This window comes from Sphingomonas sp., assembly GCF_035944535.1.
Taxonomy (GTDB): domain Bacteria; phylum Pseudomonadota; class Alphaproteobacteria; order Sphingomonadales; family Sphingomonadaceae; genus Sphingomonas_B.
This window is the reverse complement of record NZ_DASZBC010000010.1, coordinates 230,159-256,827: the sequence shown is the minus strand read 5'-3', so window position 1 is coordinate 256,827 and position 26,669 is coordinate 230,159. Positions and strand designations below refer to the sequence as shown.

The window sequence follows — 26,669 nt, the reverse complement described above, 5'->3', positions numbered from 1 at the left end:
GTCCGCGCCCCAGCCCGCGATCAGCCTGCACTGTGGGGCGAATCGAGCGGGGCAGTGCGGTTTTGGCGACGGTGTTGATGGCTGATCGGATGTCGTTGCTTGGGTCTTCCCGCGCCGCGGCCACGCCGGCGCCGACCAGTTTTCAGGCAGGCGGAGCGGGGTGGCGCGAAGCGATTCTGCTGACGGTCGCGCTCTGGACCTTCGTCGCGATCATCTACCTGCCGATCCTGATCGATCGCCACCCGGGCGAAGGTTGGGTCAGCGTCGCGCTCGACGAAGTGACGCTGCTGCTGTCCATGGCGCTTGCCATGCCGCTGTTCGCACTGTTCCGCGCGACGGAGGAATGGGAAGTGCCGCGCCGGGTGCTTGCGCTGGGCGGCGCGGTGCTGGCGGCCGCGATCGTCCAGGTCTGTTTCGACCTGCTCTACACGGGCCTGATCGCCAACCGAGTGGACACGGCGTGGGAGAATCTGCCGACGGATCTTGGCCGCGCCTATCGCGCGACCTTCAACTATGTGTGCGTGTTCGGCGTCAACGTGGCGCTATTCCACCTCGTCAACTCGCGCCGGCACGAGCTGTCTCAGGCGAAGGAACTGGCTCAGGCGCTGTCGGCCGCGCAGCACGCCCAGCTGGCGGCGCTCCGGTATCAGCTTAATCCCCACTTTCTGTTCAACACGCTGAACGCCATCTCCGCGATGATCGTCACCCGCCGCAATGACGAGGCGGAGCTGATGACCGACAAGCTGTCGAGCTTTCTGCGTGCCTCGCTGGCGTCAGACCCGACCGAGTTGGTGCCGCTCGATCAGGAGCTGACGCTGATCGAGGATTATCTGGAGATCGAGTCGATCCGCTTCGGCGAGCGGCTGCATGTCGAAATCGACTGCGCGTCGGACGCGTGCAGCGTGCCGATCCCCAGCTTCCTGCTCCAGCCGCTGGTTGAAAACGCGATCAAATATGGCGTCGCGCCTTCGCTGGAGCCGGTGAATATCCGCGTAACGGGGCGCCGCGACGGCGACGAACTGATCGTGACCGTTGAGGACGATGGCAAGGGGGCGGCCAATGCCGTCGCGCCTGGGGGCACCGGCGTCGGGCTGCAGAATGTGCGCCGGCGCTTGTCGGCGCTCTATGGAGAGCTCGCATCCGTCGCCGCCGGCCCGCGGGATCCGGGCTATGCTTCCGTCATTCGTATGCCGGTCAAGCCGCCGCCCACCCGCTGAAGCCCTTGAGCGATCGGCCCGGCTGTCCGATAAGAGACGGAAAAGCCTCGGGGGATTGCTGCATGCGTGTGTTGCTGGTCGATGACGAAGCGCTGGCGCTTGACCGCTTGCGAACCCTGTTCGCCGATATCGAGGATGTCGACGTGATCGGTCAGGCGACCGATGGCGACATGGCGCTGGAGCAGATCGAGGCGCTCGGGCCCGATCTCGTCATCCTCGACATCCAGATGCCCGGCCGCAACGGTCTGCGCACCGCTGCCGCGCTAGAGCCGGAGAAGCGGCCGGAGATCATTTTCGTCACCGCGCACGAACATTACGCGCCGGACGCGTTCGAAGTGGATGCCGCGGACTATCTGCTTAAACCCGTGCGGTTCGACCGGCTCCGCCAGGCCGTCAACCGCGCCCGCCGCCGCCGCGAGTTGCGCGAGCAGGCAGAGCAGAGCGGCAAGTTACTGGAGGAAGTGGAGGCGCTGCGCTCGAAGAGCGGCGGCAGCCGCAGCGACGATGCCGGCTTCTGGGTGCCCGAGCGGCACGGCCATCGCTGGGTCCCGATCGAGGCGATCGGCTGGATCGAAGCGGCGCGCGATTATGTGCTGTTGCACACCGAAACGCGCAGCCACATGCTGCGGGCGACGATGGCGGCGCTGGAAGAAAAGTTGGATGGAACGGGGTTGATGCGGGTGCATCGATCGGCCTTTGTGCGGCCGGAGAAGGTGGCGGAAGTCCGCCGCGCCAATCGGAGCCTCACTCTGGTGCTCGACGATGGCGCCCATGTTCAGGTGGGGCCCAGCTATATCGATACGCTGACCGAAAAGCTGGGCCTCCCTTGAGCGGCCCACTTAGGCGATGCCGACGAACGAGGTCGAGGCGGCAACGAACAATGTGCCGACGAACAACGCCGCGAGCCAGGTCGCGGTGGTGCGCAGAGCGTCTGCGGTCATGTGACTGTCCTTTCATCCGATTCGCCGCCCCCCTGGCGGCGATGGAGGCGCTCTAGCTTCTGGGTAGAAAAGGTCGCTGTGCTGTCGACCACAGGGGAATGCGTGTCGATGAAGCTGGACAGCAGGCGACGAACCGACGCCACAGCACGACGGAAGTGAGTGAAGGAACGCAAACCATAACGCGCGACGTTGATTCCGAAGAGGCGAGGCGGTAGCTCTCGCCCAAACTTCGGGTACGATAAGGCACAAAGTGGACGATATTCTCCCGCTGCTGGTCGCGCTTTTGCTGGCCGGTGTCGGCTCCATCGGAGCCTTGATTTTTCATCAGACGGTCTGGAAGTCGCGCCGTCGCCGCGCCCTCGAGCGGCAGCATTTCCGCAATAAGCTGCGCTGACCGTCAGAGGCGTCTGGCGCCTGAGTTTCCATCATCATCGCGAGGAGCGAAGGGACGAAGCAATCCAGCTGACTCAATACTGGCACTGGATTGCTTGGCTGCGCTCGGGATGACGAACGAGCCAAGGTCTGTGAAGGGGTGTGGTGGACAGGGCTAGATTCGAACTAGCGTAGGGCGAAGCCCGGCAGATTTACAGTCTGCTGCCTTTAACCACTCGGCCACCTGTCCACAGGTTCCGGTCAAGCCGGGTTGAGCGGAGGCGACGCCAATGACGAACGCGGCGCGGCCTGTCAACGCCTTCACTTTGCTGTAGAGGCGCCGCCCATGAAGAAGCGCCACCGCCCCGCCGCCGCCGCGTCCGGCCGTCCGAGATTCTGGGGCCGCCACGCGGTCAGCGCCGCGCTTGCCAACCCCGGACGTCGTGCGGTCAAGCTCTGGGCGACGCGTGAGGCCGCGGCACGGATGGAGCTGCCGAAGGAACTGACCGTCACCTTCGCCGACGTGGCAGACCTCGGCCGGCTGGTGCCCCAGGACGCGCCGCATCAGGGCGTGGTGCTCGAAGTCGAGCCGCTGGAGGACGTGTTCCTGGACGAGCTGTTGACCGGCGAGGGCAATCGGCCGCTGCTGGTTCTCGATCAGGTGACGGACCCGCACAATGTCGGCGCGATCCTGCGATCGGCCGCCGCGTTCGATGCCGCGGGGATCGTCACTCAGGACCGTCACAGTCCACCCGAGTCGGGGGCGCTTGCCCGTGCCGCATCGGGCGCGCTGGAAGTGGTGCCATGGGTGCGGGTCGTGAACCTCGCGCGCGCCCTGGACGAGATCGGCGAGGCCGGTTTCTGGCGGATCGGCATGGCCGGAGAGGCGGAGCGGACGCTTTCCGAGACGCTTGGGTCCGCCAAGGTCGCGCTGGTGCTTGGCGCCGAGGGCGAGGGCATGCGGCAGAACACGGCCGCGCACTGCGACGAACTGGCGCGACTTCCGATCAGCGACAGGGTAGAAAGCCTGAACGTGTCGAACGCCGCGGCGATCGCGCTCTATGCGGCGGCGACCCGAAGCTGAGGGAGGGCATATGGGGGTGTTCGTTCGACTGGCGGCGGCCTTGTGCCTGCCGCTGCTGCTCGCCGGCTGCCTGCTGACGCCCGGCAAGTTCACCTCGCGGCTACTGATCAACGCCGATCGCAGCTTCACCTATTCTTATGTCGGCGAAGTGCATGCGCTCGACCCGGAGCAGATGAAGCCAGGCAAGGAGCCGGTCAGCGCCGACGACAAGCGCAAGGCCGAGGTGAAGGCGCGTGCCATCGCCGATGCGCTCTCCAAGGAAGCGGGCTATCGCTCGGTCCGCTATCTGGGCGATGGCGCATTCGCGATCGACTATCAGGTCTCCGGCACGCTCACGCACAACTTCATCTACCCGTTCAATCTGGACGGGCAGGCGATCGTGCCCTTTGTCGCTGTCGAGCTGCGCGGCAATGGCACGGTGCGGGTGAAGGCGCCCGGTTTCGCCAATGAAAGCAAGGACGAGCTGGGCCCGATGAGCGGCGCCGCCGATTCCAGCGACAAGCTGGACGGAACGTTCGTGCTGGAAACCGATGCCGAGCTGGTCAGCACCAACAATGAAGAGGGCCCGGGAACGGCCGGTCCGCGCAAGACGCTGACCTGGAAAGTGTCGCCGCTGACGCGTGATGCGCCAACAGCGGTGCTGCGGCTGCACTAGGCCGTCATCGCGAGGAGCGGAGCGACGCGGCAATCCAGCCGCTCGTAGACTCCACTGGATTGCTTCGCTGCACTCGCAATGACGGATGAGCGTCAATCCTCCGGCGCGATGGTCACCCGCAGGCCGTCCAGATCCTGGGTGAACGGAATCTGGCAAGACAGGCGCGAGCTCTCGTTCCGGTGATCGCTCGATTCGAGCAGGTCGTTCTCATCCTCGCTCATCTTCGGCAGCCGCTCGGCCCAGTCCGCATCGACATGGACATGGCAGGTGGCGCAGCTGCAGCAGCCGCCGCATAGCGCGAGCAGTTCGTCGAAGCCGTTCTCGCGGATCACTTCCATGACCGACAGGCCGACATCGCCGTCGACCGCCCGCTCGCTTCCGTCCCGCGTCACCACCACCAGCTTCGGCATTGTGTTCCCTTTCCGTTCAGCCTAGCGAGGCTTTGCGCACGCAATGTCGCGAGAGCGGGGGAGGGTCAAGCATGGGGCTTTCGGCCGAGCAGCTGAAGGAGTCGCTGGACGCGCTCGCGGCGCGCGAACCGGTCTTCGCCGAAGCGATCGCCCGGGCCGGCTATCCCGAGCCGCGCATCCGCGAGCCGGGCTATGAGACGCTGCTGCGCACCATCGTCGGCCAGCAGGTCAGCGTCGCGGCGGCCGCATCGATGTGGAACAAGCTCGCGGCGTTGCTCGGCGACACGACCGACCCGCAACGGCTGCTCGCCGCCTCCGACGAGGACCTCCGCGCGGCGGGACTGTCGCGGCAGAAGAGCGGCTATGCGCGCAGCCTGGCCCAGCTGGTGGTCAGCGGCGAGTTGGACCTGTCCAACCTGCCTGAAGACGATGAGGAAGCCATCGCCGCGCTGACCAAGATCAAAGGTATCGGCCGCTGGTCGGCGGAGATTTACCTGCTGTTCGCGGAAGGGCGGCCCGACATCTGGCCCGCTGGCGATCTGGCGGTGATGCGCGAAGTCGGCGTCCTGCTTGGGCTGCCCGAGCGCCCAAACGAGAAGCGCACGCGCGAACTTGCCGAAGCTTGGCGCCCGCACCGGGGCGCCGCCGCGATTTTCGCCTGGCACCACTATAAGATGGTGGCGCTTTAACCTGGATCAGGCGGAATCATGGACATTCCATGCCGAACCAGGCTATAGAGAGGGCATTGGCGCATTTTGCATCGAAGCGCGCGCCATGAGAGTCTTTGGCACGCTCCCGCTTCTCACGGGAGGCATCTATGCCTGACCAGGAACGCAAAAATGTCTATCAGCTCGACGCGTTCAGTGCCGATGAGATGCTGGGCGAGATCACCGACCTGCGCGAGCGGATCATTGTCGCCTGGCGCGAGCGCGCAGTGATGCTGACCCGGGACGAACAGCATCGGCTCCTTGGCGAGATCAAGGAAACGTGCCGCTTGCTCGGCGATTTGGCGCACTGACGTCAACGAGGGCGCTTGAGGCGGAGCGCCGAGGCCGTAAAGCAGCGGCCATGACGCATACTCCAGAAGTTCCCCTGATCGAGCGGGCAAAGCTGTTCGGCAATCCCACGCGCGCGCAAGGGCGGGTCAGCCCCGATGGACGTTGGCTGTCCTGGCTCGCGCCCCGCGATGGCGTGATGAACCTGTGGCTGGCGCCTTCCGATGCGCCTTCCGACGCCCGGCCGATGACGGCGGAGAAGGTTCGTCCGATCAGCCAATACCTCTGGGCGCCGGACAGCCAGTCACTTCTCTATGTGCAGGACAAGGGCGGCGATGAGAATTTTCTGCTCTACCGTGTCGATATCAAGAGCGGTGCCGAAGCATGCCTCACCCCCTATGAGAACACACGCGTGCTGATCATGGGCACCTCGGTGACGGAGCGCGGCCGCATTCTTGTCGGCCTCAACAATCGCGACCCGCAATGGCACGATGTGCATTCGCTCGACCTGGCGACTGGACAGCTGACCGAGGTCATGCGCGGCGACAGCTTTGCCGGCTTCCTTGCCGATGATGCGCTGAAGCTGCGGATCGCGGTGCGCCCCAATGCCGAGGGCGGCATGGACTTCCATCGCGTTGAGGACGGCAGAGTGGAGGAGGCGCCGTTCGCCGCCACCACGCTCGAGGACTCGCTCACTACCCAGCCCGCCGGCTTCACGACCGACGGGGCGACGCTCTACTGGGTCGACAGCCGCGGCCGGGATACGGCGGCGCTGATCGCCGAGGACATGGCGACCGGCGGCCGGCGCGTCATCGCCGAGGACCCGCGCGCGGATATCGGCGGCACGCTTTCTCACCCGCTCACCGGCGAAGTGGAGGCCTATTCGGTCGATTACCTGACTAAGGAGTGGGTGGGCCTCGATCAGGAAATCGGCGCGACGCTGAAGCGCCTGCGCGAGCGGCTTAAAGGCGATATCGAGATCACGTCGCGCACCGATGACGATCGCCAGTGGACGGTCGCGGTGGACCCGGTGACCGGGCCGCCCGCCGTTTACCTCTATGATCGCGACGCGGACCGGCTGGAGCTGTTCTACGTGTCACGACCGGAGCTGGAGCATGCGCCTTTGGTGCCGATGCACCCGCTGGAGCTGCGGACGCGCGATGGGCTGACGCTGACCGCCTATCTGTCCCTGCCCAATGGAGCGGCAACGGCCAAGGAGAGCATTCCCGACCGGCCGCTGCCTATGGTGTTGCTCGTCCATGGCGGCCCCTGGGCGCGCGACCATCACGGCTACAACCCGTATCATCAATGGCTGGCGAACCGTGGCTATGCGGTGCTGTCGGTTAACTTCCGCGGCTCGACGGGCTTCGGCAAGAGCTTCATCTCGGCCGGCGACCTCCAATGGGGCGCGAAGATGCATGACGACCTTGTCGATGCAGTCGAGTGGGCTGTGGCGGAGGGCATCGCCGACCGAGACCGGATCGCGATCATGGGCGGTTCTTATGGCGGCTATGCGACGCTTGCCGGGCTGACCTTCACGCCGGAACTGTTCGCCTGCGGCGTCGACATCGTCGGGCCGTCCAACCTGGAAACGCTGCTGCAGACCATCCCGCCTTATTGGAAGCCGGTGGTGCAGCAATTTCATCGGCGCATGGGCAATCCCGAAACGCCGGAAGGGCTGCAGCTGCTCAAGGACCGGTCGCCCCTCTACAAGGCCGACCGGATCGTGCGACCGCTGCTGATCGGCCAGGGCGCCAATGATCCCCGCGTCAAGCAGGCCGAATCCGACCAGATCGTGTCCGCAATGAAGGCCGGGAACATTCCCGTCACCTATGTGCTTTTTCCGGACGAGGGGCACGGCTTCGCGCGTCCGGAAAACAACATCGCCTTCAACGCGATCACGGAGGAGTTCTTGGCCGCCAATTTGGGCGGCCGGTGCGAGCCGGCGGGGGAGACGGTGGCTGCGTCGACGGCGCAGTTCCTGGCGCGCGCTTAACCCTTTATCCGGTGGTAACGATAAGCGGCGGCGGCTAAGGCGGCGCCGCTTCAAGTTCAGGGTGACATGATGAAGATTACGATGATCGGCTCGGGCTATGTCGGCCTCGTTTCGGGAGCCTGCCTGTCCGATTTCGGCCATGACGTGGTCTGCGTCGACAAGGATGCGGGCAAGATCAAGGCGCTGGAAGCCGGCCGCATGCCGATCTTCGAGCCGGGCCTGGACCAGCTGGTCGCGTCGAACGTGAAGGCCGGGCGCCTGTCATTCACCACTGATCTGAAGGCTGGCATCGCCGGCGCCGACGCGGTGTTCATCGCCGTCGGCACGCCGTCGCGCCGGGGCGACGGTCATGCCGACCTGTCCTATGTGTTCGCGGCGGCCAAGGAGATCGCCCAGGCCGCCGACAAGCCGTGCGTCGTCGTCACCAAATCGACGGTGCCCGTCGGCACAGGCGACAAGGTCGAAGCCATTCTTAAGGAAACCCGCCCCAACTTCGCCTGGGCAGTCGTTTCCAATCCGGAGTTCCTGCGCGAGGGCGCAGCGATCGGCGATTTCAAGCGGCCCGACCGTATCGTCGTCGGAACTGAGGACGCGCATGCTCAGGATGTGATGCGCGAGGTCTATCGTCCGCTCTACCTGAACGCCGCGCCTTTGCTGTTCACCGGCCGGCGCACCGCCGAGCTGATCAAATACGCGGCGAATGCGTTCCTTGCGACCAAGATCAGCTTCATCAACGAGCTTGCCGACCTGGCCGAGCAGGTCGGCGCGGACGTCAAGGATGTGTCACGCGGCATCGGCCTCGACAACCGCATCGGCTCCAAGTTCCTGCACGCGGGCCCGGGCTATGGCGGCTCCTGCTTCCCCAAAGACACGCTGGCACTGCTGAAGACGGCCGAGGATTATGGCGTGCCGCTGCGCATCGTGCATGCGACGGTCGAGGCGAACGACCTGCGCAAGGAAGCAATGGGCCATAAGGTCATCGAAGTGCTGGGTGGCTCGGCCAAGGGCAAGCGGGTCGGGCTGCTCGGCCTGACCTTCAAGCCCAACACTGACGACATGCGCGACGCGCCTTCGCTGGACATCGTGCGGGTGCTGCGTGAGGCCGGCGCGGACATCGCCGCCTATGATCCGGAAGGCGTGGAACAAGCCCGCGCGATGCTGGGCGAGCTCGACTACAGGGCCAATGCCTATCAAGTGGCCGAAGGCGCCGACGTTCTCGTGCTGGTCACCGAATGGGACGCGTTCCGCGCGCTGGATCTCAAGCGGCTCGCCGGATCGATGCGCCAGCCGGTGCTGGTCGACCTGCGCAACGTCTATAACCCGGCCGAGGCCGAGAAGGCGGGCATGACCTATTTCGGCGTCGGACGCGGCGTCGCCGGCGTGGAAGCGCCGCTCGAGCAGAAGGTCGCTTAACGCACGTCATTGCGAGCGGAGCGAAGCAATCCAGGTCCGGCGCCGCCTGATGGATTGCTTCGTCGCTTCCATCCTCGCAATGACGATGTGATGGCCAATCAATGAGCGTCAGCCGGAACGCGACCTATAACCTGATCGGGGCGGTGCTCCCGATCCTGCTCGCGCTCGTCACCGTCCCCATCTACCTGAAGCTCGTGGGCACCGACCGTTATGGGGTGCTTGCCATTGCCTGGCTGCTGCTCGGCTATTTCGGGCTGTTCGATCTGGGACTGGGCCGCGCGACGACCTACAGCATCGCCGCGTTGAAGGACGCTCCCGCGCAGGATCGCGCCGATGTGTTCTGGACCGCGATCCTGACCAATGTGCTCATGGGCGTCCTGGGTGCACTGGTGCTGTGGGGCGCCGCCGCCTTCTTCTTCGATCAGATATTCAAGGTCGACCCGGCGCTGCGACCCGAAATCTCGGCAGCTGTGCCGTTCCTGGCGCTCGCTGTGCCCATCGCGACGATGACAGGCGTGCTGAGCGGCGCCTTGCAGGCGCGCGACCGGTTTCTTGAGACCAACATGGTCTCGGTCCTGTCGACCAGCCTGTTTCAGCTGCTGCCCCTGTTCGTGGCGCTCGCGTTCGGGCCCAATCTCAGCCTGTTGCTGCTCGCGTCGGTGGCAGCGCGCGCCATCGCAATCGCGGTGCTGTGGTGGCGCTGCCATTTGTTCATCACCAAAGGGCAGAAAGCGCGCTTCGACCGCAGCCAGATCAAGGAGCTGCTCGGCTATGGTGGTTGGGTAACGGTCACCGGATTGTTCGGGCCGATCCTCGTCATCCTCGACCGGTTCGCCATCGGCGCCGTGCTCGGCGCTAAGGCGGTGACGATCTACACGGTGCCGTTCCAACTCGCCCAGCGCATTACCATCTTCCCCAACGCTCTGGTGACCGCCGTTTTCCCGCGCCTGCCGACCGCTTCGCCAGAGGAGCGCGCGGCCTTGAGCGACAAGGCCGTCCGCGTGCTGCTCGCCGGCATCAGCCTGCCGATCCTCGGCGCCATCTACGTGCTGCATCCGTTTCTGGACCTGTGGGTCGGCAGCGAAATCGGCCGCCCGGCAGCCGATGTTGGCGTGCTGATCGTGTTCGGCTATTGGGCGAACGCCTTTGCCGTCGTTCCCTATAGCTGGTTGCAAGGCATGGGACGGCCCGACCTTGTCACCAAATGCCTGCTCGCGCAGATCCCGCCTTATCTAGTGCTGCTCTATTTCGGGATGAAATGGTTCGGACTGATTGGCTGCGCGGCCGTGTTCGCATTCCGCTGCTCGGTCGATTTCCTGCTGCTCTGGTGGGCGGCGCGGCGGAGGCTGAACCCGGCGCCATTGATAGGGCTCGTCGCGTTGCCGATGCTGGCGGGTGCCGTCATTTCGGCCGCGCTCGACTATAGCGACTGGCGCTGGTGGGCGAGCGGTGCCTTGTTGGGCATGATCACCGCGATCCTCTGCTGGAAGATCGCGCCGCCTGAACTAATGGACCGCGGGCGCGCCCTGGTGAAGCGCTTCGTGCCCTAGCGGCCGAAGCGGAGCCCCAGCCAGAGCGTCCGCGGGCTCGCCCGCTCGATCACGCCGTCGCCGGAGATCGCTGCTTCAACTCGGGCGTCGGCAAGGTTCACGCCGCGCGCCTCAAGGCTCAGCGAGGTGGAGATCGGCAGGGCCAATGCGGCGTCGATGGTCGGCGCATCTTCGAGCGTACGGCTATTCTGATCGTCCTCGAACTGACCCGACACATAGCGCATCGTAACCGAGGCGCGTGCGCGCCCCGGCAACCAGCTGAGGGTAGCGGAGGCTGTGTGCCGAGGCGTCTGCGCGGGACGAAGGCTGTCCAGCGAGGCCGCTTGGCCGGAGGCGCGTATGCGTGAGTCTGTATAGGCGTAGGAGGCGGTCAGGCCCCAGACGCCCATCTGCACGGCGCCGTCCAGCTCCACGCCGCGCGCGCGGACGCGGTCCAGATTGTGCCGCACACGGTAGAAGCCGGCGCCGGACACGAACCCTACGCCGGGGAAGGTGCCGGGTCCGCGCGCAACGGTGACATTGGCAATGGCATTGTCGAGCCGGTTATCGAACAGCGTCGCAGCCAGCCGTACGCCTTGAGCGGGACGGAACTCCGCTCCAAGCTCGGCCCCATGCAGGCGCTCCGGCAAAAGGCCAGCATTGGGTGCCGTCGCATCGGCACCCACGCGGAATGGACGGTAGAGCTCGTTCAGGGTCGGCAGCCGCCAGCCGGCATAGGCGGCGGCGCGAAGGGTCAGCGCGTCATTGGCGCGCCAGGCGAGGCCTGCGCGTCCGGTCGGCTCCCAGCCGCTACGATCGGCGAAGCGGCTGTCGGTCAGCACCGCGCCAGAGCCGAGCGTGGTCTCGCGCAGGAGCCCGTCGCGGATGGCCCAGCGATCGACCCGGCCGCCGACGCTCAGCACCAGATCTCCGGTTCTCCAGGACAGGTCGGCAAAGGCTCCAATCGTTCCGGTCACGCCGCCGGCCAGCCGCTGCCGCGTCGGTGCTGCATTGACGAAGGTGAAGAGTTCCTCGGTGCGCCCGCTTGTGCGGCGCCAGTCGCTGCCGATGCGGAGATCGATATCGGCCCCAATGGGCGGAGCGATCTCGACCCGGGCACCGAGTCCGGTCGCCGGCGTGTTGTACTGGTCCAGCGTCTGCGTTGCGGTTTCCCGTCCGGCGCTGATCGAGGCGAATTCGCTGCGGAAGCTGCGGGTCTGGATATAGGCGAGCGCGGAAAATCCCCAGCGACCTCGGCCGACTAGCCGCAGGCTTGCATCGGCGCCGTCACTGCCATTGTCGGTGAAGCGCGTGCCGCGTTCCCGCCGGTCGGCGAAGGCGAGGAGATTGGCCTGCAGCTCTGTGTCGGCGGCAATCGGCACCACCGCACGGGCGGAGACGCTGCCCTGCTCGTAATCGGCCGGGCGGTCGGCGGGGCCACGTTGAGAGCGGATGATCGGATTGAAGCCGCTGCCGCGCGCATAATCAGCCGACAGCACTGCGAAGCCCGCGCCCAACCGGCCGCTGCCTATGATGTCCGCGTCAAGGCTCTCGCGGCTGCCATAGGCTATCCCGCCTCCGAGCCGCGGCAGCTCGCCTGGCGTGGCGCTCGACAGCTCGATGGTGCCGGCGAGCGCTCCCGGTCCGAAGAGGCCGCTGCCGCCCCCACGCGTGACCCGCACCTGGCCTAGCCGCTCCGGCGCATAGGCCGGAAAGGCGACCCAGCCGCCGAACGGATCGGCTTGCGGCACGCCGTCGAGAATCAGCAGCGCCCGGCTCGCGGCATTGCCGCCGAGGCCGCGCAGCGTCACGCCCTGGCTGGTCGGATTGGCGGAGCGCGCATCGGAGCGGCGGAATTGCTGCAGGCCCGCCATATCGCGCAGGACATCCTCGAGCCGGCCGCTAGCGCTGGAGGTCAGCCGGTCGCGATTGATGGTGACAATATCATAGGCGGCGTCGCCGGGTGCTTCGGCGAGACCGCGGCCGGTAACGACAATGGCAGGTTCGGCGGATTGGAGAAGGAGGTATAGAAGCACGCGCTCCCCTACTCCGTTCGGGCCGAGCTTGTCGAAGCCCTGTTCTTCTTTTTGCTGTAGAAAGGCAGGCCTTCGATAAGCTCAGGCCGAACGGAGTTTAGGATGACTGGCTGACCCGCTCCGGGCTCGCTGCGGCGAAGGCGTCCAGCTCCTGCAGTGCTGCGTCGATCCGCACTAGGGTCGGGAAGGGCGTCAGGTCTAGGTTGAAGCGCCGTGCATTGAACATCTGCGGCACCAGGCAGATGTCGGCCAAGTCTGGCGCATCGCCGCCAAGATAGCGGCCGCTGCCTTCCGCCATCGTCTCCAGCGCGACGAACCCCTCGCGCACCCAGTGACGATACCAGTCGTCCCGCGCCTCGTCGGACGCGCCGAGCTCGCCTTTCAGATATTTGAGGACGCGCAGATTGTTGATCGGGTGGATGTCGCAGGCGATCAGCAGCGCCTGGGCGAGCGTCTTCGAACGGCGCGCCGGGTCTTTGGAAACGAAGGGCGGTTCGGGAAAGCGCGCGTCCAGATAGTCGAGAATCGCGAGCGATTGAGTCAGCTGATGGCCGTCGAACTCCAGCGTCGGCACGAAGCCTTGCGGGTTGCGCGCGAGATTGTCCGCCTCGCGATGTTTGCCGTCGAGCAGCGACAGGTCGATGCGTTCATACTCGGCCCCCTTAAGGTTGAGACCGATCCGCACCCGGTAGCTGGCCGAGGAGCGGAAATAGTCAAACAGTCGAATGGTCATCGCAACACTCTCCCGGCAATGGCATCAAGCTTTCGAATCAAGGCAGGATCGCGCGCGTCGGGCGCCGTCACGATCGCGTGATCTAGGCATGTGTCGATCGGGCTCGGCTCTCGCCTTGCGGGCAACAGCTTGGCGAGTTCCACGATGGTCCGCCGTGCCTTGCCGGCATTGTCGTGCATGACGCGGAGCACTTCGCTGACCTCGACATGCGCCTCTCCTTCGCGCCAGCAGTCATAGTCGGTGACCATGCCGATCAGCGCATAAGGCAGCTCTGCCTCGCGGGCGAGCTTCGCCTCGGGCATGCCGGTCATGCCGATGATGTCGGCGCCCCAGGTGCGGTACATGTGGCTTTCCGCGCGGCTGCTGAACTGAGGCCCCTCGATCGCGATATAGGTGCCGCCTTCGCTCACTTCGGCTCGGGCACGTGTCGCTGCCGCGGCGGCAAGGCTGGAGAGGCGCGGACAAACCGGATCAGCGAGCGAAACATGGGCGACAAGGCCCGTACCGAAAAAGCTGGCGGCGCGGTGCCTTGTGTTGTCGATGAACTGGTCGGCGACCACGAAGCGGCCCGGTGCCAGCTCCTCGCGCAGCGATCCGACCGCGGAGAGCGCCAGCAGGTCGGTGCACCCAATCCGCTTCAGCGCATCGATATTGGCGGGATAGTTGAGCTCGGTCGGGGAAAGCCGGTGACCGCGACCGTGACGAGGGAGGAAGGCGAAGCGGATGCCTGCGATGGTGCCGGTCAGTATCTGGTCGGAGGGAGTTCCCCAAGGTGTGTCGACGGTCTGCCATTCCGCGCCTTCGAGATCGTCGACGGCATAGAGCCCGGAACCTCCCAGCACCCCAATGAACCAGTCCATTCTAACTCCGTTCGGGCTGAGCTTGTCGAAGCCCTCCCTTCTTCTGGGTTCCGTGTACAGAAAGGGAGGCCTTCGACAAGCTCAGGCCGAACGGACTTAGGGATGCGGGTGCATGCTGGCGATATATTCCCGCACCAGCGCCACGCCTTCCTTGTGCACCAAGGACCGGCCGAGTTCCGGCATGGCGACGCCCGGATCGGTGCTGTTCATCCGGTAGAGCAGGATCGACTTGTCGGGCTCGCCAGGCGCGATGGCGAAGTCATGGCCGCCGCTGCCGCGTCCCGCCGCTACCGGGCGTTTGCCGACGCCGAACGCCACCGGATCGGCTTCCTCCCAGGTCAGGAACAAGCCACTGTTGTTGGCAATGCCGGTGCGTGAATGGCAGTGGCCGCAATTGACGTCGAGATAGGCGCGGGCCCGCTGTGCGACCGGCACGCGCCGATCGTCCCAGCGGGGGAGCGTATAGCCGGCTGGCGCGCGGTCGAGCACACCGGCTGTGACCAGCTTCTGTAGCTGCGCCGCGCCGAGGTTGCGCGCCTTGGGACCAATCGGCTCGACCGCGCCCGAGGACTGGTGGCATTCCTTGCACTGATTCTGGTTCGGCACGGCGTAGCTGATCGTCTGGCCGAGAGCTGCCACCTCGATGCGCTTGCCGCCGCGCTTCAACACCGCATCGCTGCCTTCCCACACATAGGGCAGCGCCACCCAGCCGCTCGCCCGCTTTAGCAGTACGCGTGTTTCGAGCGTCTGGCCGGGATAGCTGAACGTCTTGATCAGCGCCGAGCCTATCGGAAACTCGATCAGCCCGTCGCCTGTGTGCCGCGCCTTTTGCCCGGCCGGCACATAGATGAACCGGTCCTTGTCCGCGTAATCGGAAAAGAGTGGAGTGGTGAGCGTGTAGGGCGCGACGCGTCCGTTCGGCTTGCCGTTCACGAAAAAGCGGAAATTGGAGAGCTTCGGCGGCAGCGTGTCGCCGGTGATCAGCGCGTCATCGACGCCTGGCGGCGCGGCGCTGGTCAGCAGCGCCAGGACGGCCAGCGCTAACGTCACTCTCACCGGATCGCCGCCTCCATCGACGCGGGCAGCACCACCGGCGCGGGTTCCGCCGCGCGAGCTGCGTCGAACTTGGCGAGCGAAGGCTTGGCTTGGTCGAGCGGCGTGGACGGCGAGGGGAGACCCAGGGTCAGCGTCGGCACATCCGTCTCGGCGACGACCACAGCTTCGCCGGTGCCGTCCCAGAAGACCGGCGGCAAGGCGCCGCCCATCGCGCCCGCGAGCTGCGCTCCGCCCGGGAAGCTCGGCGCAAAGCCGGCGCGGCCATGCTTGTTATCGCGGATCACCACCTGCCGGATCAGCGGGTTGTAGTTCTTGTCATCGAATGGCTGGCGATAGCCGATCAGCATCACGTTGGAGCTGGCATTGTTCGCCAGCGTGTTGCCGAACACGTGCACGTTGCGGTTGGCCATGACCATCACGCCGGTGCCCATCGGAACCGAGGCGACGATGTTGCCCTTGGGCGCGAAGTTGGGCGTGTCGTTGTCCGTCACTTGATTGTCGAACACGCGAATCGAATGGCCGCCCATCTGCGGCAAGTTCGGCAGATCGAAGACCAGAATGCCACCGGTATTGTGGCGTGCGACATTGCCATGAACGTCCGCATAATAGCTGTTCTCGATCTCGATGCCGGCGACGTTCTTCTCCGCGACCGAGTTGCGGACGACGATGTTCTTGGATTGCCCGACATAGATGCCCGCGTCCGAGGCGCCGCGGACCAGCACCTTGTCGACCAGCACATCGGTCGAGCTGACCGGATAGACGCCATAGGCGCCGTTGGTTTCCTTGGGCCCGCCCGTCCATTCGACGCGGAGATTGTAATAGACGATGCGGTCGGCGCCTTTCGACTTGATGCCGTCGCCCTTGCTGTCCTCGACCGCGAAATCGCGCAGCACCACATCGTCCGACGTGACCAGCAGGCCTTCGCCGGCGCCTTTCTGACCCTTGAAGCTCAGCACCGTCGCATCGCGCCCGGCGCCGCGGACGGTGACCTTGTCTACGTCCAGCGAAAGGCCGTCGGTCAGTTCGAAGCGGCCGGGCCCGAGCCGGACCGTGTCTCCTGGAGCAGCCTCGATCAGGGCGGCCTGCAGCCGTTCCTGAGCGTCGGGGCCGGGAGAGACCGTTATGGTCGCGAGCAGGGCGAGGGCTAATGCTGTCATGAATGTAAGCTACCCTGCTCCGCGCAGTTGACAACACCCATCAATCCGTTCGTTTCGAGCGCAGTCGAGAAACGTATCTCGACTTCGCTCGATACAAACGGAGATGAAATGCGCTGGACATTCATCCTTCTGGTCTTCGCCGCCTCTCCATCTCGCGCCGCAGAGGCAGTCACCGGAACGTGGCTGACCGACACCAAGGACGGGCTGATCGAGATCGCACCGTGCGGCCAGCGTTTGTGCGGGCGGCTGGTCAGGAGCCTGGTGCCGATCAAGCCGCCCGGCACCGACGTCAACAATCCAGACGCAAGGCTGCGCGGACGGCCGATCCTGGGCATGCCGGTGCTGACCGGCTTTGCGGAGGACGGCAATCTGTGGCGCGGTACCGCCTACGACCCGAAGAACGGAAAGAGCTACAAGACGACTCTCCAGCGCACCGGGCCCGGAACGCTGAGGCTCACTGGCTGCGTGGCGATCTTCTGCCGGTCGGTTACTTGGACGAAGGCAAAGTAGCGCGGCTGCGCGCCAGGCCGTAGATCAGGTAGATCAGCAGGCCGATCCCGTTCCAGACGAAGAAGCTCACCTGCGTCACCGACTGCAGGCTGGTGAAGAGATAGATGCAGCCGAGGATCGCCAAGGGCGCGACGATCCAGGCTGCCGGCGTGCGGAAGCCGCGGCGAATGTCCGGCGCACGCTTGCGCATCACCAGCACGCAGAGGGCGACGGCGATGAAGGCGCAGAGCGTGCCGGCATTGGCAAGCGAGGCGATCAGGTCGAGCGGGGTCACCGCGGCGATGATCGCGACGAAGATCGCCGTCACCAGTGTGATAACCGCCGGCGTGCCGCGCTTCGACACGCGCGCCCAGGAGGTCGGCAGGAAGCCGTCGCGCGCCATCACCATGAAGATGCGGGTCTGGCCATAAAGGAAGGCGAGCAGCACAGTCGGCAGCGCGATGGCCGCTGCGGCGGCGATGATGGTCGCGATGCCCGGCCGTCCGATCTCGCGCAAAATTAGCGCCAGCGGCTCGGGGCTGTTCGCGAACTGCGCGTAGTTTAGCGCGCCGACGGCGGCGGCCGCCACGATCATGTAGATAAGGGTGCAGGCCGCCATCGAACCGACGATGCCGATGGCGAGATCCCGCTCCGGGTTCTTTGCTTCCTCAGCCGCGGTCGAAATCGCGTCGAAGCCGTAGAAAGCGAAGAAGATGATCGCCGCGGCACCCATCACGCCATATTTGACGCCGCCATCGCCTTCGACGCTGCCATAGCCCTTCGGCGCGAAGGGCTCGAGATTCGCGGGGTCGAAATAGGGCAGTGCGACCGCGACAAACAGCGCGAGGGTGACGATCTTCAGGACGACGAGCGCAGTATTGACCGTCGCACTTTCGCGCGTTCCGAGCATCAGCAGGCCGGCGACCACCGCGATGATGAAGATGGCCGGCAGGTTGATGCCGGCTTCGGTGATGGTGAAGCCGTCAGCCAGATTGCCGACCACCGTGGGGCCGTGAGTGAGCACATCGGGCAGCACGATGCCGAGGCCCGACAGGAAGCCGACGGCATAGCCGGACCAGCCGACCGCGACCGTCGCTACTACTAGCGAATATTCCAGGATCAGGCTCCAGCCGACCACCCAGGCGAACACCTCGCCCAACACCGAATAGCTGTAGGTGTAAGCGCTGCCCGAGGCAGGGATCATCGTCGCCATCTCGGCATAGCAGAGCGCAGCGGCAGCGCAGATCGCGCCGGCGACGACGAAGCTTAGCAGGACGGCGGGCCCAGCGCGGTCCGCGCCCACGCCGATCAGCGTCAGGATGCCCGTGCCGACGATCGCGCCGACACCAAGCGCGACGAGGTGCGGCCATGAGAGCGTGCGGGCGAGGCGATGCTCCTGCGGCTGATCCTCCGCCGCGACGATCGCCTTGCGGCGCAGTAGTTTGCTCATCGAGATGCCCCCACTCCGTTCGGGCTGAGCCTGTCGAAGCCCTCCCTTTCTGTTATCCCGAACTGGTAGAAAGAAGGGAGGGCTTCGACAAGCTCAGCCCGAACGGGTCTGGTATAAGCCTCATCTATATCCCGGATCGCTCAGCAGCTCGCCGAAATCCGGAAAATCGGCAGAAACGCGGTCAGGATAGCTCGCCTCGCGTTTCTCGAGAAAGGACGACACGCCCTCCTTGGCATCCCCGCTCTGGCCGCGCGACCAGATGGCGCGGCTGTCGAGGCGGTGGGCGATCATCGGGTGTTCGGCGCCCATCATGCGCCACATCATCTGGCGCGTGAGGGCAATGGACACAGGAGCACTCTGGGCAGTCAGTTCCCAGGCGAGCTTGCGCGCGGCCTCCAGCAGCTCGTCGGGCGCATGGATCGAGCGGATCAGGCCGCCCTTCAGCGCCTCTTCCGCACCGAACACGCGCCCTGAATAGCACCAGTCGAGCGCCTGGCTGATACCGACCAGCCGCGGTAGGAACCAGCTCGAGGCTGCCTCCGGCACGATGCCGCGCCGCGCGAAAACGAAGCCGAACTTCGCGGTGTCGCTGGCCAGCCGGAAGTCCATTGGCAGCGTCATTGTGGCGCCGATCCCGACCGCGGGACCGTTGATCGCGCCGATCACCGGCTTCCGGCAGTTGAAGATGCGCAGGGTGAGGCGGCCGCCGCCATCGCGGACACCGGGATGCGAATAGTCGACGCTGCCATCCTCGCGCACCGGCGAGCCCTGCTCCAGCCGGTCGGCCCGCTTGGCATAGTCGAATGTGGCGCCGCCCGCACCCAGGTCCGCCCCGGCGCAATAGGCGCGGCCCGCCCCGGTCATGATCACCGCGCGGACCGCGTCATCGGCATCGGCCTCGTCGAACGCCGCAATCAGCTCTTTCATCATGACGGGCGTGAAAGCGTTGAGCCGGTCGGGCCGGTTCAGCGTGATCGTCATGACCCCGTCGTCTGTGACTGTCTCGATGGTGTCGTATGCGGTCATCCGTGCCTCCTGAGCGGCAGACTAAGGCGCCTGGAAGGCGGGTGAAACTAAATCTTTCTCGTTCTCTACTCGACCAGTTGAGAAACTGCTCAGCGGAAGGAACCATGCCATGCGGGTGATTCTGCTGATGAGCACGGGGCTGCTGCTCGCCGCTCCTGCGCGCGCGCAAGAAAATGCGCAGCCGCCTGCCGAGGTGGAGGTCGTCACCGACGGCGACCTGATCGTGACCGCGCGTCGACGCGAGGAAAGTATCCAGAACGTGCCAATCGCTGTCGCCGCCATCACGGGTGCGACGCTCGCCGCGACCGGCTCCAACTCCGTCGGGCGGCTGACGCAGCTGCAGCCATCGCTGCAATTCTATTCGACCAATCCCCGCAACTCCGCCGCCAACATTCGCGGGTTGGGTGCCCCGTTCGGCCTCACAAACGACGGCATCGAGCAGGGCGTCGGCATCTATGTCGACCAGGTCTATTATTCGCGCATCGCCGCCGCGACCTTCGACTTCATCGACGTCGACCGGATCGAGGTGCTGCGCGGGCCTCAGGGCACGCTCTACGGCAAGAACACGACCGCCGGCGCCATCAACATCACCACGACACGGCCCAGCTTTGAATGGGAGGGCCGGGCCGAGCTGAGCCTTGGCAATCTCGACTATGTCCAGAGCAAGGGATCGATCTCAGGCCCGCTCAGCGACGCAGTGGCGTTCCGGATCGGCGTCGCGTCCAGCGATCGGCGCGGCACGATCTACAATGTGCGCACGCGCGAATGGCAGAATGAGCTGAACAATATCGGCGTGCGCGGGTCGCTGCTTTGGCGCGCGACCGACCGGCTCGACATCACGCTGTCCGCCGATTTCAACCTGCAGAACCCGAATTGCTGCGTGCAGATCCCGGCGCGGATCGGCACCACCCAGCGCCCGGCGAACCGCCAGTTTCCGGCGCTCGCCGCCGCTTTCGGCTATGCGCCGCCCAGCCTGAACGCCTTCGACCGGCTGACCGACATTGATGTCGGACTGCGCGCCCGACAGGAACTCGGCGGCGCCTCCATCCTTGCCGAATGGGACCTGGGGCTCGGCACGCTCACTTCGGTGACGGCGTTCCGCTATTGGGATTGGAAGCCGTCGAACGACCGCGACTTTATCGGGCTGCCGATCACGACCGTTTCGGCAAATCCGTCGCAGCAGCGGCAATATACGCAGGAGCTTCGCTTCGCTTCGAACGGCGAGCGGACGATCGACTATGTGATCGGCCTGTTCGCCTTTCACCAGACAATCGCGACGCAGGGGCGGCAGAGCCAGGGAGCTGCCGCCTCGCGCTACACGCTGAACCCGACCAGTGCCAACGCGAGCAATCCGGCGGTGCTGGACGGCCTCACCTCGACGAACGACATCAGCTTCAGGAATACGAGCCTGGCCGCCTTCGGGCGCCTGACCTGGCACGTGGCCGACCGACTGGAGATCCAGCCGGGGCTGCGCGTCAATTACGACCGCAAGAGCGGCTCCTATGAGGCAGTGGTGACCAATGGCGCCGGTCAGGCGATCGTCTGCAACCCGGCGCCGACCAACTCAGTGGTGCGGGACCAATGCGCCACCCTCGCGCCGCAAAGCTACAAGCCGAAGTTCAGCGACTGGAACGTGTCGGGCGACCTCACCCTAGCCTACCAGTTCACGGACGATGTGCTCGGCTATGCCACTTACGCGCGCAGCTTCAAGTCGGGCGGCATCAACCTGTCGGGCCTGCCGCTCGATGCCAACAATCAGCCGATCCTGGGCGCCGTGACCGTGCGGCCGGAGAAGGTCGATCATTTCGAACTGGGCCTGAAGACGCAGTTCTGGGACAAGCGCGTGACGCTTAACCTTGCCGGCTTCTGGACGGAGACGAGCGACTATCAGGCGACCGTCACCAACGGCCAGTTCGCGGTGGTGCGCGGCTATCTCGCCAACGCCGACAAGGTGCGGGTGCGCGGACTTGAAGCCGACCTGTCCGCCCGCCCGTCCGAGAGGCTGCGCGTTTATGCGAGCGGTGCCTATACCGATCACCAATATGTCCGCTTCACCGACGCGCCCTGTCCGCCGGAGCTGGTTGGTGGCACGATCCCGAATTGCGACATTTCCGGCCAATGGCTGCCCGGCATCTCCAAATGGGCGACCTCCTATGGCGCGGAATATAATGTGCCAGTCACCTTCGGCGGGCTGGACGGTCAGCTCTATGCCGGCGTGGACGGCAGCTATCGCTCCAAATTCTCGGCCAATCCGTCGCGATCCCGCTTCACCGATGTGAAGGGCTATGCGCTGACCAACCTGCGCTTCGGCTGGCGTTCCGACGACAAGTGGAACGTCTTTGGCTGGGTGCGCAACGCCTTCGACGTGAACTATTATGACCTGTTGGCGCTGCAGCCGGGCAATACCGGGCTGATCGTCGGTCAGCCTGGCGACCCGCGGACCTATGGCGTGACGGTGAGCACGCGGTTCTGAGCCTCTCACCCCTCCCCTTCAGGGGAGGGGCTTGCACTCATCTCTTCCCCAGCACCTCGGTTGCCGCCGCGGTCATCGCCTCCGTCGCGGTGCCGATTACGGCCTCGGCGTCGGGCGCCCAGAACGGGCTGTGGAGCGACGGCAGTCGCGCGGGATCGCCGTTCACCGCGTCCCATTTGGCGCGGGGAACCCCGCCGACCCAGAAGATGGTCGACTGGATGTTGTCCGGATCGGCGAGGCGGAACTCGGGAAAGTCCTCGCTCACCATCGACGCCTTGATTGCCTGCACACGGTTCTGTCCGAAGCGGGTGGCGAAGACCTTGCCCAGGCGGTTCGTCAGTTCTTCGGAGTTGAAGGTGGAGACGCCCGCAGGGCCAAAGCTGGACACGACCGGCATCAACTCGTCGGGCAGGCCCGCCGCGATCGCTTCGCCGCGCGCGATGCGCTTGATGCCGTCGAGCAGTTTGGTGCGCGTCTCGGGCGAATAACTGCGGACCGTCAGCTGCAGCTTCACTTCTGACGGGATGATGTTGTGCTTGGTGCCGCCATGAATGGAGCCGACCGTGACCACCACCGCGTCCTGCGGGTCGATCTCACGCGCAGCGAGCGTCTGCAATGTGGTGACGATCCGAGATGCGAGCACGATCGGGTCCTTGGCGGTCGCCGGCGCCGCGCCATGGCCGCCGACGCCCTTTACCAATATGTCGATCGAGTCGACGGCAGCGAGCGCATAGCCCGCCGTGTAGCCAACCGTGCCGGCCGGCAGCGAAGCCGAGTCGTGGAAGCCGATGACGAATTGCGGCTTGGGGAAGCGGGTGAACAGCCCGTCCTTCAGCATCGCCTTCGCGCCCTCGATCGTCTCCTCGGCCGGCTGGCCGATCATCACGAGGGTGCCGGACCAGCTTCCCTTAAGCGCCGCCATGCGCCGGGCAGTGCCGATCCATGCGGACATGTGCGTGTCGTGGCCGCAGGCGTGCATCACCGGCGTCGGCTGGCCATCGCCGCCCGCCGCCTTGACCTTGCTGGCGAAGGGTAGACCGGTCTGCTCCGCCACCGGCAACGCGTCCATGTCGGCGCGGAGCATGACAACCGGGCCAGGACCGTTCTTCATGACGGCAACCACACCGTGCCCGCCGACACCGGTCGTCACCTCGAAGCCCGCCTTCTTCGCTTCGGCGGCTAGGATGGCGGCTGAGCGCTTCTCCTGCCCCGACAGCTCGGGATTGGCGTGGAGGTCGCGGTAGATGGTGATCAGCGACTGCAGGTCCTTCGCAACGTCCGCGCGGATGTCGGGCTGGGCGAAAGCGGGAGCGGCGAAGAGGAGGGGGAGGAGGGCTAAGGAACGCACAAGGGTCTCCAGAAAGGATGCTGCCAACTTAGCCCATTCGTCCTGAGCTTGTCGAAGGCCTGCACTTCCTTGCTCGGTCGTAAAGAAGAACAGGGCTTCGACAGGCTCAGCCCGGACGGTGTTCAGGAGTTGGCGAGGTAGGCACCAGCTCGATCACGTCGATCAGGCTTTCGTAATGGGGGTAGGGCATGATCAGGCGCCAGCGGCCGTCGGGCAGCGCTTCGACGGCGCCGATCAGGTCTCGCTCATGGTCGCGGCCATAGTCCAGCGCGCGCTTCTCGTCGCCGAGCACCAGCGTGCCGAGGAAAACATGCCGCTGCGGGCTGCCAAGGATCACGCCGACAGGCCGCTGCGAGCCGGTCAGTTTGGTAAAGCTCGCGACCCCGCCCTCATCATCGATCCGGCACATGAAGGGCGGGTAAGCGACATAGGGGAGACCGCCTTGCCCCTTTACGCCGAGCTTGATGACACGGCAGCGATAGTCGCCGGTGGCAGGCCGTGCGGTCCGCCCGGCATCGGGGTCAAGCAGCGGACCTTCCCGAGCGATCTCCGCTGCATGACCAGCGGATCGCGCCTGATTCAGGCCGGTGACGAAAGCCGTTCGCCACCCGCGCAGGCGCGCGCGGTCGGCCGGCGTCGCGACGTTCCTCCAGTCGGGCACGGCGCTCGCAGCACTCTCCACGGCACCGCCACGCGCGCAGCCAACCAGCAACGCGCAGGCGGCAATCAGCACAGCCTTGTTCATGCGACCTCTCTTTTCGCTCACTCTAGTGAAGCGGAAAGCGAGAGTCAGCCCGGTCAGGCGGCCGTCCAGCCGCCATCGACCGACAGATTGGCGCCGGTGATCTGTGCCGCCTCGTCGCGGCACAGAAACAGGGCGAGCGCGGCGACTTGTTCGGGCTGGACGAACTGCTTCGTCGGCTGCGCCGCCAGCAGCACATCGTTGATCACCTGGTCGCGGGTGAGGCCGCGAGTGCGCATCGTGTCGGGGATCTGATTTTCGACCAAAGGCGTCCAGACATAGCCCGGGCTGATGCAGTTGACGGTGACGCCGGTCTTCGCCGCCTCGAGGGCAACCGATTTCGTCAGGCCAACCACGCCGTGCTTGGCCGCCACATAGGCCGACTTGTTGGGGCTCGCGACCAGCGAATGGGCCGATGCCGTGGTGATGATTCGCCCCCAGCCCTTGGCGCGCATCAGCGGAACGGCGGCGCGCATCAGGTGAAAGGTCGAGCTCAGGTTGATCGCGATGATCGCATCCCATCTGTCGACCGGAAACTGGTCGACCGGAGAAACGTGCTGAATGCCCGCATTGGAAATGACGATGTCCGGCCCGCCCAGCTCCTCGGCGCAGCGCTGCACCATGGCGGCGATCGCCTGCGGGTCGCTCATGTCAGCGTCGGAATAGAGCGCCTGGGCGCCGCTTGCCTCCGTCAACTGGGCGCGCTCGCGTTCGATCGTCTGCGCGTCGCCGAAGCCGTTGATCATCACCGCCGCGCCCTCGGCCGCCAGCGCCTTGGCATAGGCAAGGCCGATGCCGGACGTGGAGCCGGTGACGAGTGCGGTTTTGCCTTTCAGGAACATAGCTTCTCCATGCGTGTGGAAGCACCAATCCGTCATTCGTTGTGCGCTTGCAACTGGGAGGGCTGCCTACGCATTCTAGCCGCGAACCTCAGGAGCTTCGCCCATGCGCCTCGACGATTATCGGACCAGCAGCAATGTCGGCGATCAGCGCGGCATGGGCGGCGGCGGTTTCGGAGGAGGGCTGGGCGGCGGGCTCGGCTTGATCTTAAGCCTGGTCGGCTCGCGCTTCGGCATCGGCGGCGTCGCAGTGGTGCTGATCGGCGCTTGGATGCTCGGCCTGTTCGGTGGCGGTGGGCAGCGCGCCATCTCTCCCGCACAGCAGCAGGGCGGCAAGACTCCCGCGGAGATCTGCTCGGTCGATGCAGCGAGCCGCTTTTCCTGTCAGGTGCTCGCCAGCACGGAAGACACCTGGGCGCGGCTCTACCAGCAGGCCGGCCAGAGCTACACGCCGACGAAACTTCAATTCTATAGCGGCCGCGGCCAGTCCGGCTGCGGTGCGGCACAATCGGCGATGGGGCCATTCTATTGTCCGACCGATCAGAGCATCTATCTCGACACGGACTTCTATCGCGAGCTGTCGCAGAAGTTCGGAGCGGCCGGCGACTTTGCTCAAGCCTATGTGATCGCGCACGAAGTCGGACATCACGTGCAGGGGCTGCAGGGCACGTTGCAGAAATCGCACGATTTCCAGCAACGCGCGAGCCAGGCCGAGGGCAACGCCATGCAGGTCCGCGTCGAACTGCAGGCGGATTGCTATGCCGGCGTGTGGGCCGCGCAGAACCGAGCGCGGCTGGAGCCCGGCGACGTCGAGGAAGGGCTGCGCGCCGCACACCAAATCGGTGACGACACGCTGCAGAAGGCGGGACAGGGCCGGGTCGTGCCGGAAAGCTTCACCCATGGCTCGGCTGAACAGCGCATGGCCTGGCTCCGCCGCGGGCTGGAGAGTGGTAACCCGGCGGTGTGCGACACCTTCAGCGGCGCGGTCTAGGCTGCGGCGAGATAGAAAGCCGGATCGTCCGCGATTGTGGTGCGGTGAAGAAGGCGGTCATGGTCGTCATAGCCGCCGGTGGCGCGATGCAGCAACGAGCGATTGTCCCACATCACCAGCATGTTCGGCTGCCACCGGTGCCGATAGACGAAGCGATCCTGCGTCTGCCATTGCAGCAGCTCGATCAGCAGCGCGCGGCTTTCCTTCTGGTCCAGTCCTTCAAAGCCGATGATATAGCCGACGCAGCCGAACAGGCCGGGGCGGCCGGTTTCGGGATGATTGCGGATGAGCGGATGGCGCTGGGTCGCGCGGGCGGTGTCTGAGGGGCGAATATCCATGCTCCGCCCTATGTCGGCTTCTCCATAGAAGCCTGACGGCGCATAGGCGTTGCCGGCCGAATGGATCGCCACCAGGTCTTCGCACCGGGCACGGAGTTGTGACGGCATGGCGTCCAGAGCTGCGTGCTGGTCGGCGAAAAGCGTATCGCCGCCGTGCGGCGGGATGGTGATGCCGTAGAGGCAGGTGCCGGCGGGCGGACGGGGCTGGAAGCTCCAGTCGGTATGCCAGTTCTCCGCGAAGAGCGGGCGCGTCTCACCGGCCAGCCGCTTGACCGCGATGATGTGCTCGCGACCGGGGATCGGTGCGATGAACGGGTCCTCGCCGAACCCGCCGAACGCGAGGGTGAACCGTTCGAGATCGTCATCGCCGATCGGCTGGTCTGGAAAGGCGAGAACGTGATGCTCCAGCCAGGCGGCGCGGATCGCGCACACATCGTCTGGCGCGAGTGGACGGCGCAGGTCGATGCCGGTGACCGTAGCGCCACAGACCTGTTTGCTCGGTTCGACTCGAATCACAGC

Annotated in this window: 25 protein-coding genes and 1 tRNA gene; 13 read left to right on the top strand and 13 right to left on the bottom strand. The window is 65.5% G+C overall.

The window, feature by feature from the left end; genetic code table 11:
• Positions 1-77 precede the first annotated feature (77 nt).
• From VGT77_RS11335 to VGT77_RS11325, 3 genes are all read left to right on the top strand, one after another.
• On the top strand, positions 78-1,217 hold the full coding sequence (locus VGT77_RS11335) for a sensor histidine kinase (RefSeq protein ID WP_327462615.1): 1,140 nt from the start codon (positions 78-80) through the stop codon (positions 1,215-1,217).
• Positions 1,218-1,279: 62 nt separating this feature from the next.
• Positions 1,280-2,047 carry a LytTR family DNA-binding domain-containing protein gene (locus tag VGT77_RS11330; RefSeq protein WP_327462613.1) on the top strand — a complete coding sequence of 256 codons (768 nt, stop codon included), beginning with the start codon at positions 1,280-1,282 and terminating at the stop codon, positions 2,045-2,047.
• Positions 2,048-2,408: 361 nt separating this feature from the next.
• Positions 2,409-2,552 (top strand): hypothetical protein, encoded by a 144-nt coding sequence (locus VGT77_RS11325; protein ID WP_327462611.1) that lies wholly within the window; start codon positions 2,409-2,411, stop codon positions 2,550-2,552.
• Between the two features lie 141 nt (positions 2,553-2,693).
• Here VGT77_RS11325 and VGT77_RS11320 read toward each other — a convergent pair.
• Positions 2,694-2,780: transfer RNA gene (locus tag VGT77_RS11320), tRNA-Tyr, on the bottom strand.
• A gap of 96 nt (positions 2,781-2,876) precedes the next feature.
• On the opposite strand from VGT77_RS11320, the gene rlmB reads away from it, so the two are divergent.
• Both rlmB and VGT77_RS11310 read left to right on the top strand, forming a co-directional pair.
• Positions 2,877-3,614 carry a 23S rRNA (guanosine(2251)-2'-O)-methyltransferase RlmB gene (rlmB, locus tag VGT77_RS11315; protein WP_327462609.1) on the top strand — a complete coding sequence of 246 codons (738 nt, stop codon included), beginning with the start codon at positions 2,877-2,879 and terminating at the stop codon, positions 3,612-3,614.
• Positions 3,615-3,624: 10 nt separating this feature from the next.
• Positions 3,625-4,269, top strand: a complete 645-nt coding sequence (locus VGT77_RS11310) for a hypothetical protein (protein WP_327462607.1) — start codon at positions 3,625-3,627, stop codon at positions 4,267-4,269.
• A 92-nt stretch (positions 4,270-4,361) separates the two neighbouring features.
• On the opposite strand, the gene VGT77_RS11305 is transcribed toward VGT77_RS11310, so the two are convergent.
• Entirely contained in the window at positions 4,362-4,679 is a 318-nt protein-coding gene (locus VGT77_RS11305; RefSeq protein ID WP_327462605.1) for a 2Fe-2S iron-sulfur cluster-binding protein, read from the bottom strand.
• Between the two features lie 71 nt (positions 4,680-4,750).
• Here VGT77_RS11305 and VGT77_RS11300 point away from each other — a divergent pair, with 71 nt between their 5' ends.
• The 5 genes from VGT77_RS11300 (at position 4,751) to VGT77_RS11280 (ending at position 10,633) form a co-directional block, all read left to right on the top strand.
• A complete protein-coding gene (locus tag VGT77_RS11300; RefSeq protein ID WP_327462603.1) occupies positions 4,751-5,368 on the top strand; it encodes a DNA-3-methyladenine glycosylase 2 family protein in 618 nt (205 codons plus the stop codon).
• Between the two features lie 128 nt (positions 5,369-5,496).
• Positions 5,497-5,697 (top strand): hypothetical protein, encoded by a 201-nt coding sequence (locus VGT77_RS11295; RefSeq protein WP_327462601.1) that lies wholly within the window; start codon positions 5,497-5,499, stop codon positions 5,695-5,697.
• A gap of 50 nt (positions 5,698-5,747) precedes the next feature.
• Positions 5,748-7,670: a S9 family peptidase gene (locus tag VGT77_RS11290; protein ID WP_327462599.1), complete on the top strand. Its 1,923-nt coding sequence runs from the start codon at positions 5,748-5,750 to the stop codon at positions 7,668-7,670.
• Between the two features lie 69 nt (positions 7,671-7,739).
• Positions 7,740-9,083, top strand: coding sequence for a UDP-glucose/GDP-mannose dehydrogenase family protein (locus VGT77_RS11285; protein WP_327462635.1), 1,344 nt, complete (start codon positions 7,740-7,742; stop codon positions 9,081-9,083).
• A gap of 101 nt (positions 9,084-9,184) precedes the next feature.
• Positions 9,185-10,633 carry a flippase gene (locus VGT77_RS11280; protein ID WP_327462597.1) on the top strand — a complete coding sequence of 483 codons (1,449 nt, stop codon included), beginning with the start codon at positions 9,185-9,187 and terminating at the stop codon, positions 10,631-10,633.
• Here the strand turns inward: VGT77_RS11280 and VGT77_RS11275 are convergent.
• From VGT77_RS11275 to VGT77_RS11255, 5 genes are all read right to left on the bottom strand, one after another.
• A complete protein-coding gene (locus tag VGT77_RS11275; protein ID WP_327462595.1) occupies positions 10,630-12,648 on the bottom strand; it encodes a TonB-dependent receptor in 2,019 nt (672 codons plus the stop codon). The genes VGT77_RS11280 and VGT77_RS11275 overlap by 4 nt on opposite strands.
• A 97-nt stretch (positions 12,649-12,745) precedes the next feature.
• Positions 12,746-13,381 (bottom strand): maleylacetoacetate isomerase, encoded by a 636-nt coding sequence (maiA, locus tag VGT77_RS11270; protein WP_327462593.1) that lies wholly within the window; start codon positions 13,379-13,381, stop codon positions 12,746-12,748.
• The gene (gene mtnP / locus VGT77_RS11265; RefSeq protein ID WP_327462591.1) at positions 13,378-14,241 is read right to left on the bottom strand and encodes an S-methyl-5'-thioadenosine phosphorylase; all 864 of its coding nucleotides are present in this window, start codon (positions 14,239-14,241) and stop codon (positions 13,378-13,380) included. Before mtnP ends, maiA begins: the two co-directional genes overlap by 4 nt.
• A gap of 96 nt (positions 14,242-14,337) precedes the next feature.
• The gene (locus VGT77_RS11260) at positions 14,338-15,291 is read right to left on the bottom strand and encodes an SO2930 family diheme c-type cytochrome (protein ID WP_327462589.1); all 954 of its coding nucleotides are present in this window, start codon (positions 15,289-15,291) and stop codon (positions 14,338-14,340) included.
• 2 nt (positions 15,292-15,293) lie between these two features.
• Entirely contained in the window at positions 15,294-16,454 is a 1,161-nt protein-coding gene (locus tag VGT77_RS11255) for a parallel beta-helix domain-containing protein (RefSeq protein WP_327462587.1), read from the bottom strand.
• 108 nt (positions 16,455-16,562) lie between these two features.
• Between VGT77_RS11255 and VGT77_RS11250 the strand changes: the two genes are divergently transcribed.
• Positions 16,563-16,964 carry a DUF2147 domain-containing protein gene (locus VGT77_RS11250; protein WP_327462585.1) on the top strand — a complete coding sequence of 134 codons (402 nt, stop codon included), beginning with the start codon at positions 16,563-16,565 and terminating at the stop codon, positions 16,962-16,964.
• Here the strand turns inward: VGT77_RS11250 and VGT77_RS11245 are convergent.
• Together VGT77_RS11245 and VGT77_RS11240 are read right to left on the bottom strand one after the other, a co-directional pair.
• Positions 16,942-18,393 (bottom strand): amino acid permease, encoded by a 1,452-nt coding sequence (locus VGT77_RS11245; protein WP_327462583.1) that lies wholly within the window; start codon positions 18,391-18,393, stop codon positions 16,942-16,944. The two genes, VGT77_RS11250 and VGT77_RS11245, sit on opposite strands and share 23 nt — an antisense overlap.
• A gap of 120 nt (positions 18,394-18,513) precedes the next feature.
• On the bottom strand, positions 18,514-19,419 hold the full coding sequence (locus VGT77_RS11240) for a crotonase/enoyl-CoA hydratase family protein (protein WP_327462581.1): 906 nt from the start codon (positions 19,417-19,419) through the stop codon (positions 18,514-18,516).
• Between the two features lie 109 nt (positions 19,420-19,528).
• Here VGT77_RS11240 and VGT77_RS11235 point away from each other — a divergent pair, with 109 nt between their 5' ends.
• On the top strand, positions 19,529-21,892 hold the full coding sequence (locus VGT77_RS11235) for a TonB-dependent receptor (protein WP_327462579.1): 2,364 nt from the start codon (positions 19,529-19,531) through the stop codon (positions 21,890-21,892).
• Between the two features lie 37 nt (positions 21,893-21,929).
• On the opposite strand, the gene VGT77_RS11230 is transcribed toward VGT77_RS11235, so the two are convergent.
• The 3 genes from VGT77_RS11230 to VGT77_RS11220 form a co-directional block, all read right to left on the bottom strand.
• On the bottom strand, positions 21,930-23,252 hold the full coding sequence (locus VGT77_RS11230; RefSeq protein WP_414713390.1) for an amidohydrolase: 1,323 nt from the start codon (positions 23,250-23,252) through the stop codon (positions 21,930-21,932).
• Between the two features lie 94 nt (positions 23,253-23,346).
• Positions 23,347-23,985, bottom strand: a complete 639-nt coding sequence (locus tag VGT77_RS11225; protein ID WP_327462574.1) for a DUF4893 domain-containing protein — start codon at positions 23,983-23,985, stop codon at positions 23,347-23,349.
• 53 nt (positions 23,986-24,038) lie between these two features.
• Positions 24,039-24,824 (bottom strand): 3-hydroxybutyrate dehydrogenase, encoded by a 786-nt coding sequence (locus VGT77_RS11220; protein WP_327462572.1) that lies wholly within the window; start codon positions 24,822-24,824, stop codon positions 24,039-24,041.
• Positions 24,825-24,927: 103 nt separating this feature from the next.
• On the opposite strand from VGT77_RS11220, the gene ypfJ reads away from it, so the two are divergent.
• Positions 24,928-25,812, top strand: coding sequence for a KPN_02809 family neutral zinc metallopeptidase (gene ypfJ, locus VGT77_RS11215; protein WP_327462570.1), 885 nt, complete (start codon positions 24,928-24,930; stop codon positions 25,810-25,812).
• Here the strand turns inward: ypfJ and VGT77_RS11210 are convergent.
• Complete coding sequence (locus tag VGT77_RS11210) at positions 25,809-26,666, bottom strand: TauD/TfdA family dioxygenase (protein ID WP_327462569.1); 858 nt, start codon at positions 26,664-26,666, stop codon at positions 25,809-25,811. The two genes, ypfJ and VGT77_RS11210, sit on opposite strands and share 4 nt — an antisense overlap.
• Positions 26,667-26,669: the final 3 nt, after the last annotated feature.

Bases quoted from the DNA above. Each gene is read 5' to 3' on its own strand.
- VGT77_RS11235 (WP_327462579.1), top strand. From the start codon at position 19,529: ATGCGGGTGATTCTGCTGATGAGCACGGGGCTGCTGCTCGCCGCTCCT.
- VGT77_RS11225 (WP_327462574.1), bottom strand. From the start codon at position 23,985: ATGAACAAGGCTGTGCTGATTGCCGCCTGCGCGTTGCTGGTTGGCTGC.
- maiA (WP_327462593.1), bottom strand. From the start codon at position 13,381: ATGACCATTCGACTGTTTGACTATTTCCGCTCCTCGGCCAGCTACCGG.
- VGT77_RS11300 (WP_327462603.1), top strand. From the start codon at position 4,751: ATGGGGCTTTCGGCCGAGCAGCTGAAGGAGTCGCTGGACGCGCTCGCG.
- VGT77_RS11305 (WP_327462605.1), bottom strand. From the start codon at position 4,679: ATGCCGAAGCTGGTGGTGGTGACGCGGGACGGAAGCGAGCGGGCGGTC.
- mtnP (WP_327462591.1), bottom strand. From the start codon at position 14,241: ATGGACTGGTTCATTGGGGTGCTGGGAGGTTCCGGGCTCTATGCCGTC.
- VGT77_RS11285 (WP_327462635.1), top strand. From the start codon at position 7,740: ATGAAGATTACGATGATCGGCTCGGGCTATGTCGGCCTCGTTTCGGGA.
- VGT77_RS11335 (WP_327462615.1), top strand. From the start codon at position 78: ATGGCTGATCGGATGTCGTTGCTTGGGTCTTCCCGCGCCGCGGCCACG.
- VGT77_RS11240 (WP_327462581.1), bottom strand. From the start codon at position 19,419: ATGACCGCATACGACACCATCGAGACAGTCACAGACGACGGGGTCATG.
- VGT77_RS11310 (WP_327462607.1), top strand. From the start codon at position 3,625: ATGGGGGTGTTCGTTCGACTGGCGGCGGCCTTGTGCCTGCCGCTGCTG.
- VGT77_RS11290 (WP_327462599.1), top strand. From the start codon at position 5,748: ATGACGCATACTCCAGAAGTTCCCCTGATCGAGCGGGCAAAGCTGTTC.
- VGT77_RS11255 (WP_327462587.1), bottom strand. From the start codon at position 16,454: ATGACAGCATTAGCCCTCGCCCTGCTCGCGACCATAACGGTCTCTCCC.
- VGT77_RS11330 (WP_327462613.1), top strand. From the start codon at position 1,280: ATGCGTGTGTTGCTGGTCGATGACGAAGCGCTGGCGCTTGACCGCTTG.
- VGT77_RS11220 (WP_327462572.1), bottom strand. From the start codon at position 24,824: ATGTTCCTGAAAGGCAAAACCGCACTCGTCACCGGCTCCACGTCCGGC.
- VGT77_RS11250 (WP_327462585.1), top strand. From the start codon at position 16,563: ATGCGCTGGACATTCATCCTTCTGGTCTTCGCCGCCTCTCCATCTCGC.
- VGT77_RS11295 (WP_327462601.1), top strand. From the start codon at position 5,497: ATGCCTGACCAGGAACGCAAAAATGTCTATCAGCTCGACGCGTTCAGT.
- rlmB (WP_327462609.1), top strand. From the start codon at position 2,877: ATGAAGAAGCGCCACCGCCCCGCCGCCGCCGCGTCCGGCCGTCCGAGA.
- VGT77_RS11245 (WP_327462583.1), bottom strand. From the start codon at position 18,393: ATGAGCAAACTACTGCGCCGCAAGGCGATCGTCGCGGCGGAGGATCAG.
- ypfJ (WP_327462570.1), top strand. From the start codon at position 24,928: ATGCGCCTCGACGATTATCGGACCAGCAGCAATGTCGGCGATCAGCGC.
- VGT77_RS11280 (WP_327462597.1), top strand. From the start codon at position 9,185: ATGAGCGTCAGCCGGAACGCGACCTATAACCTGATCGGGGCGGTGCTC.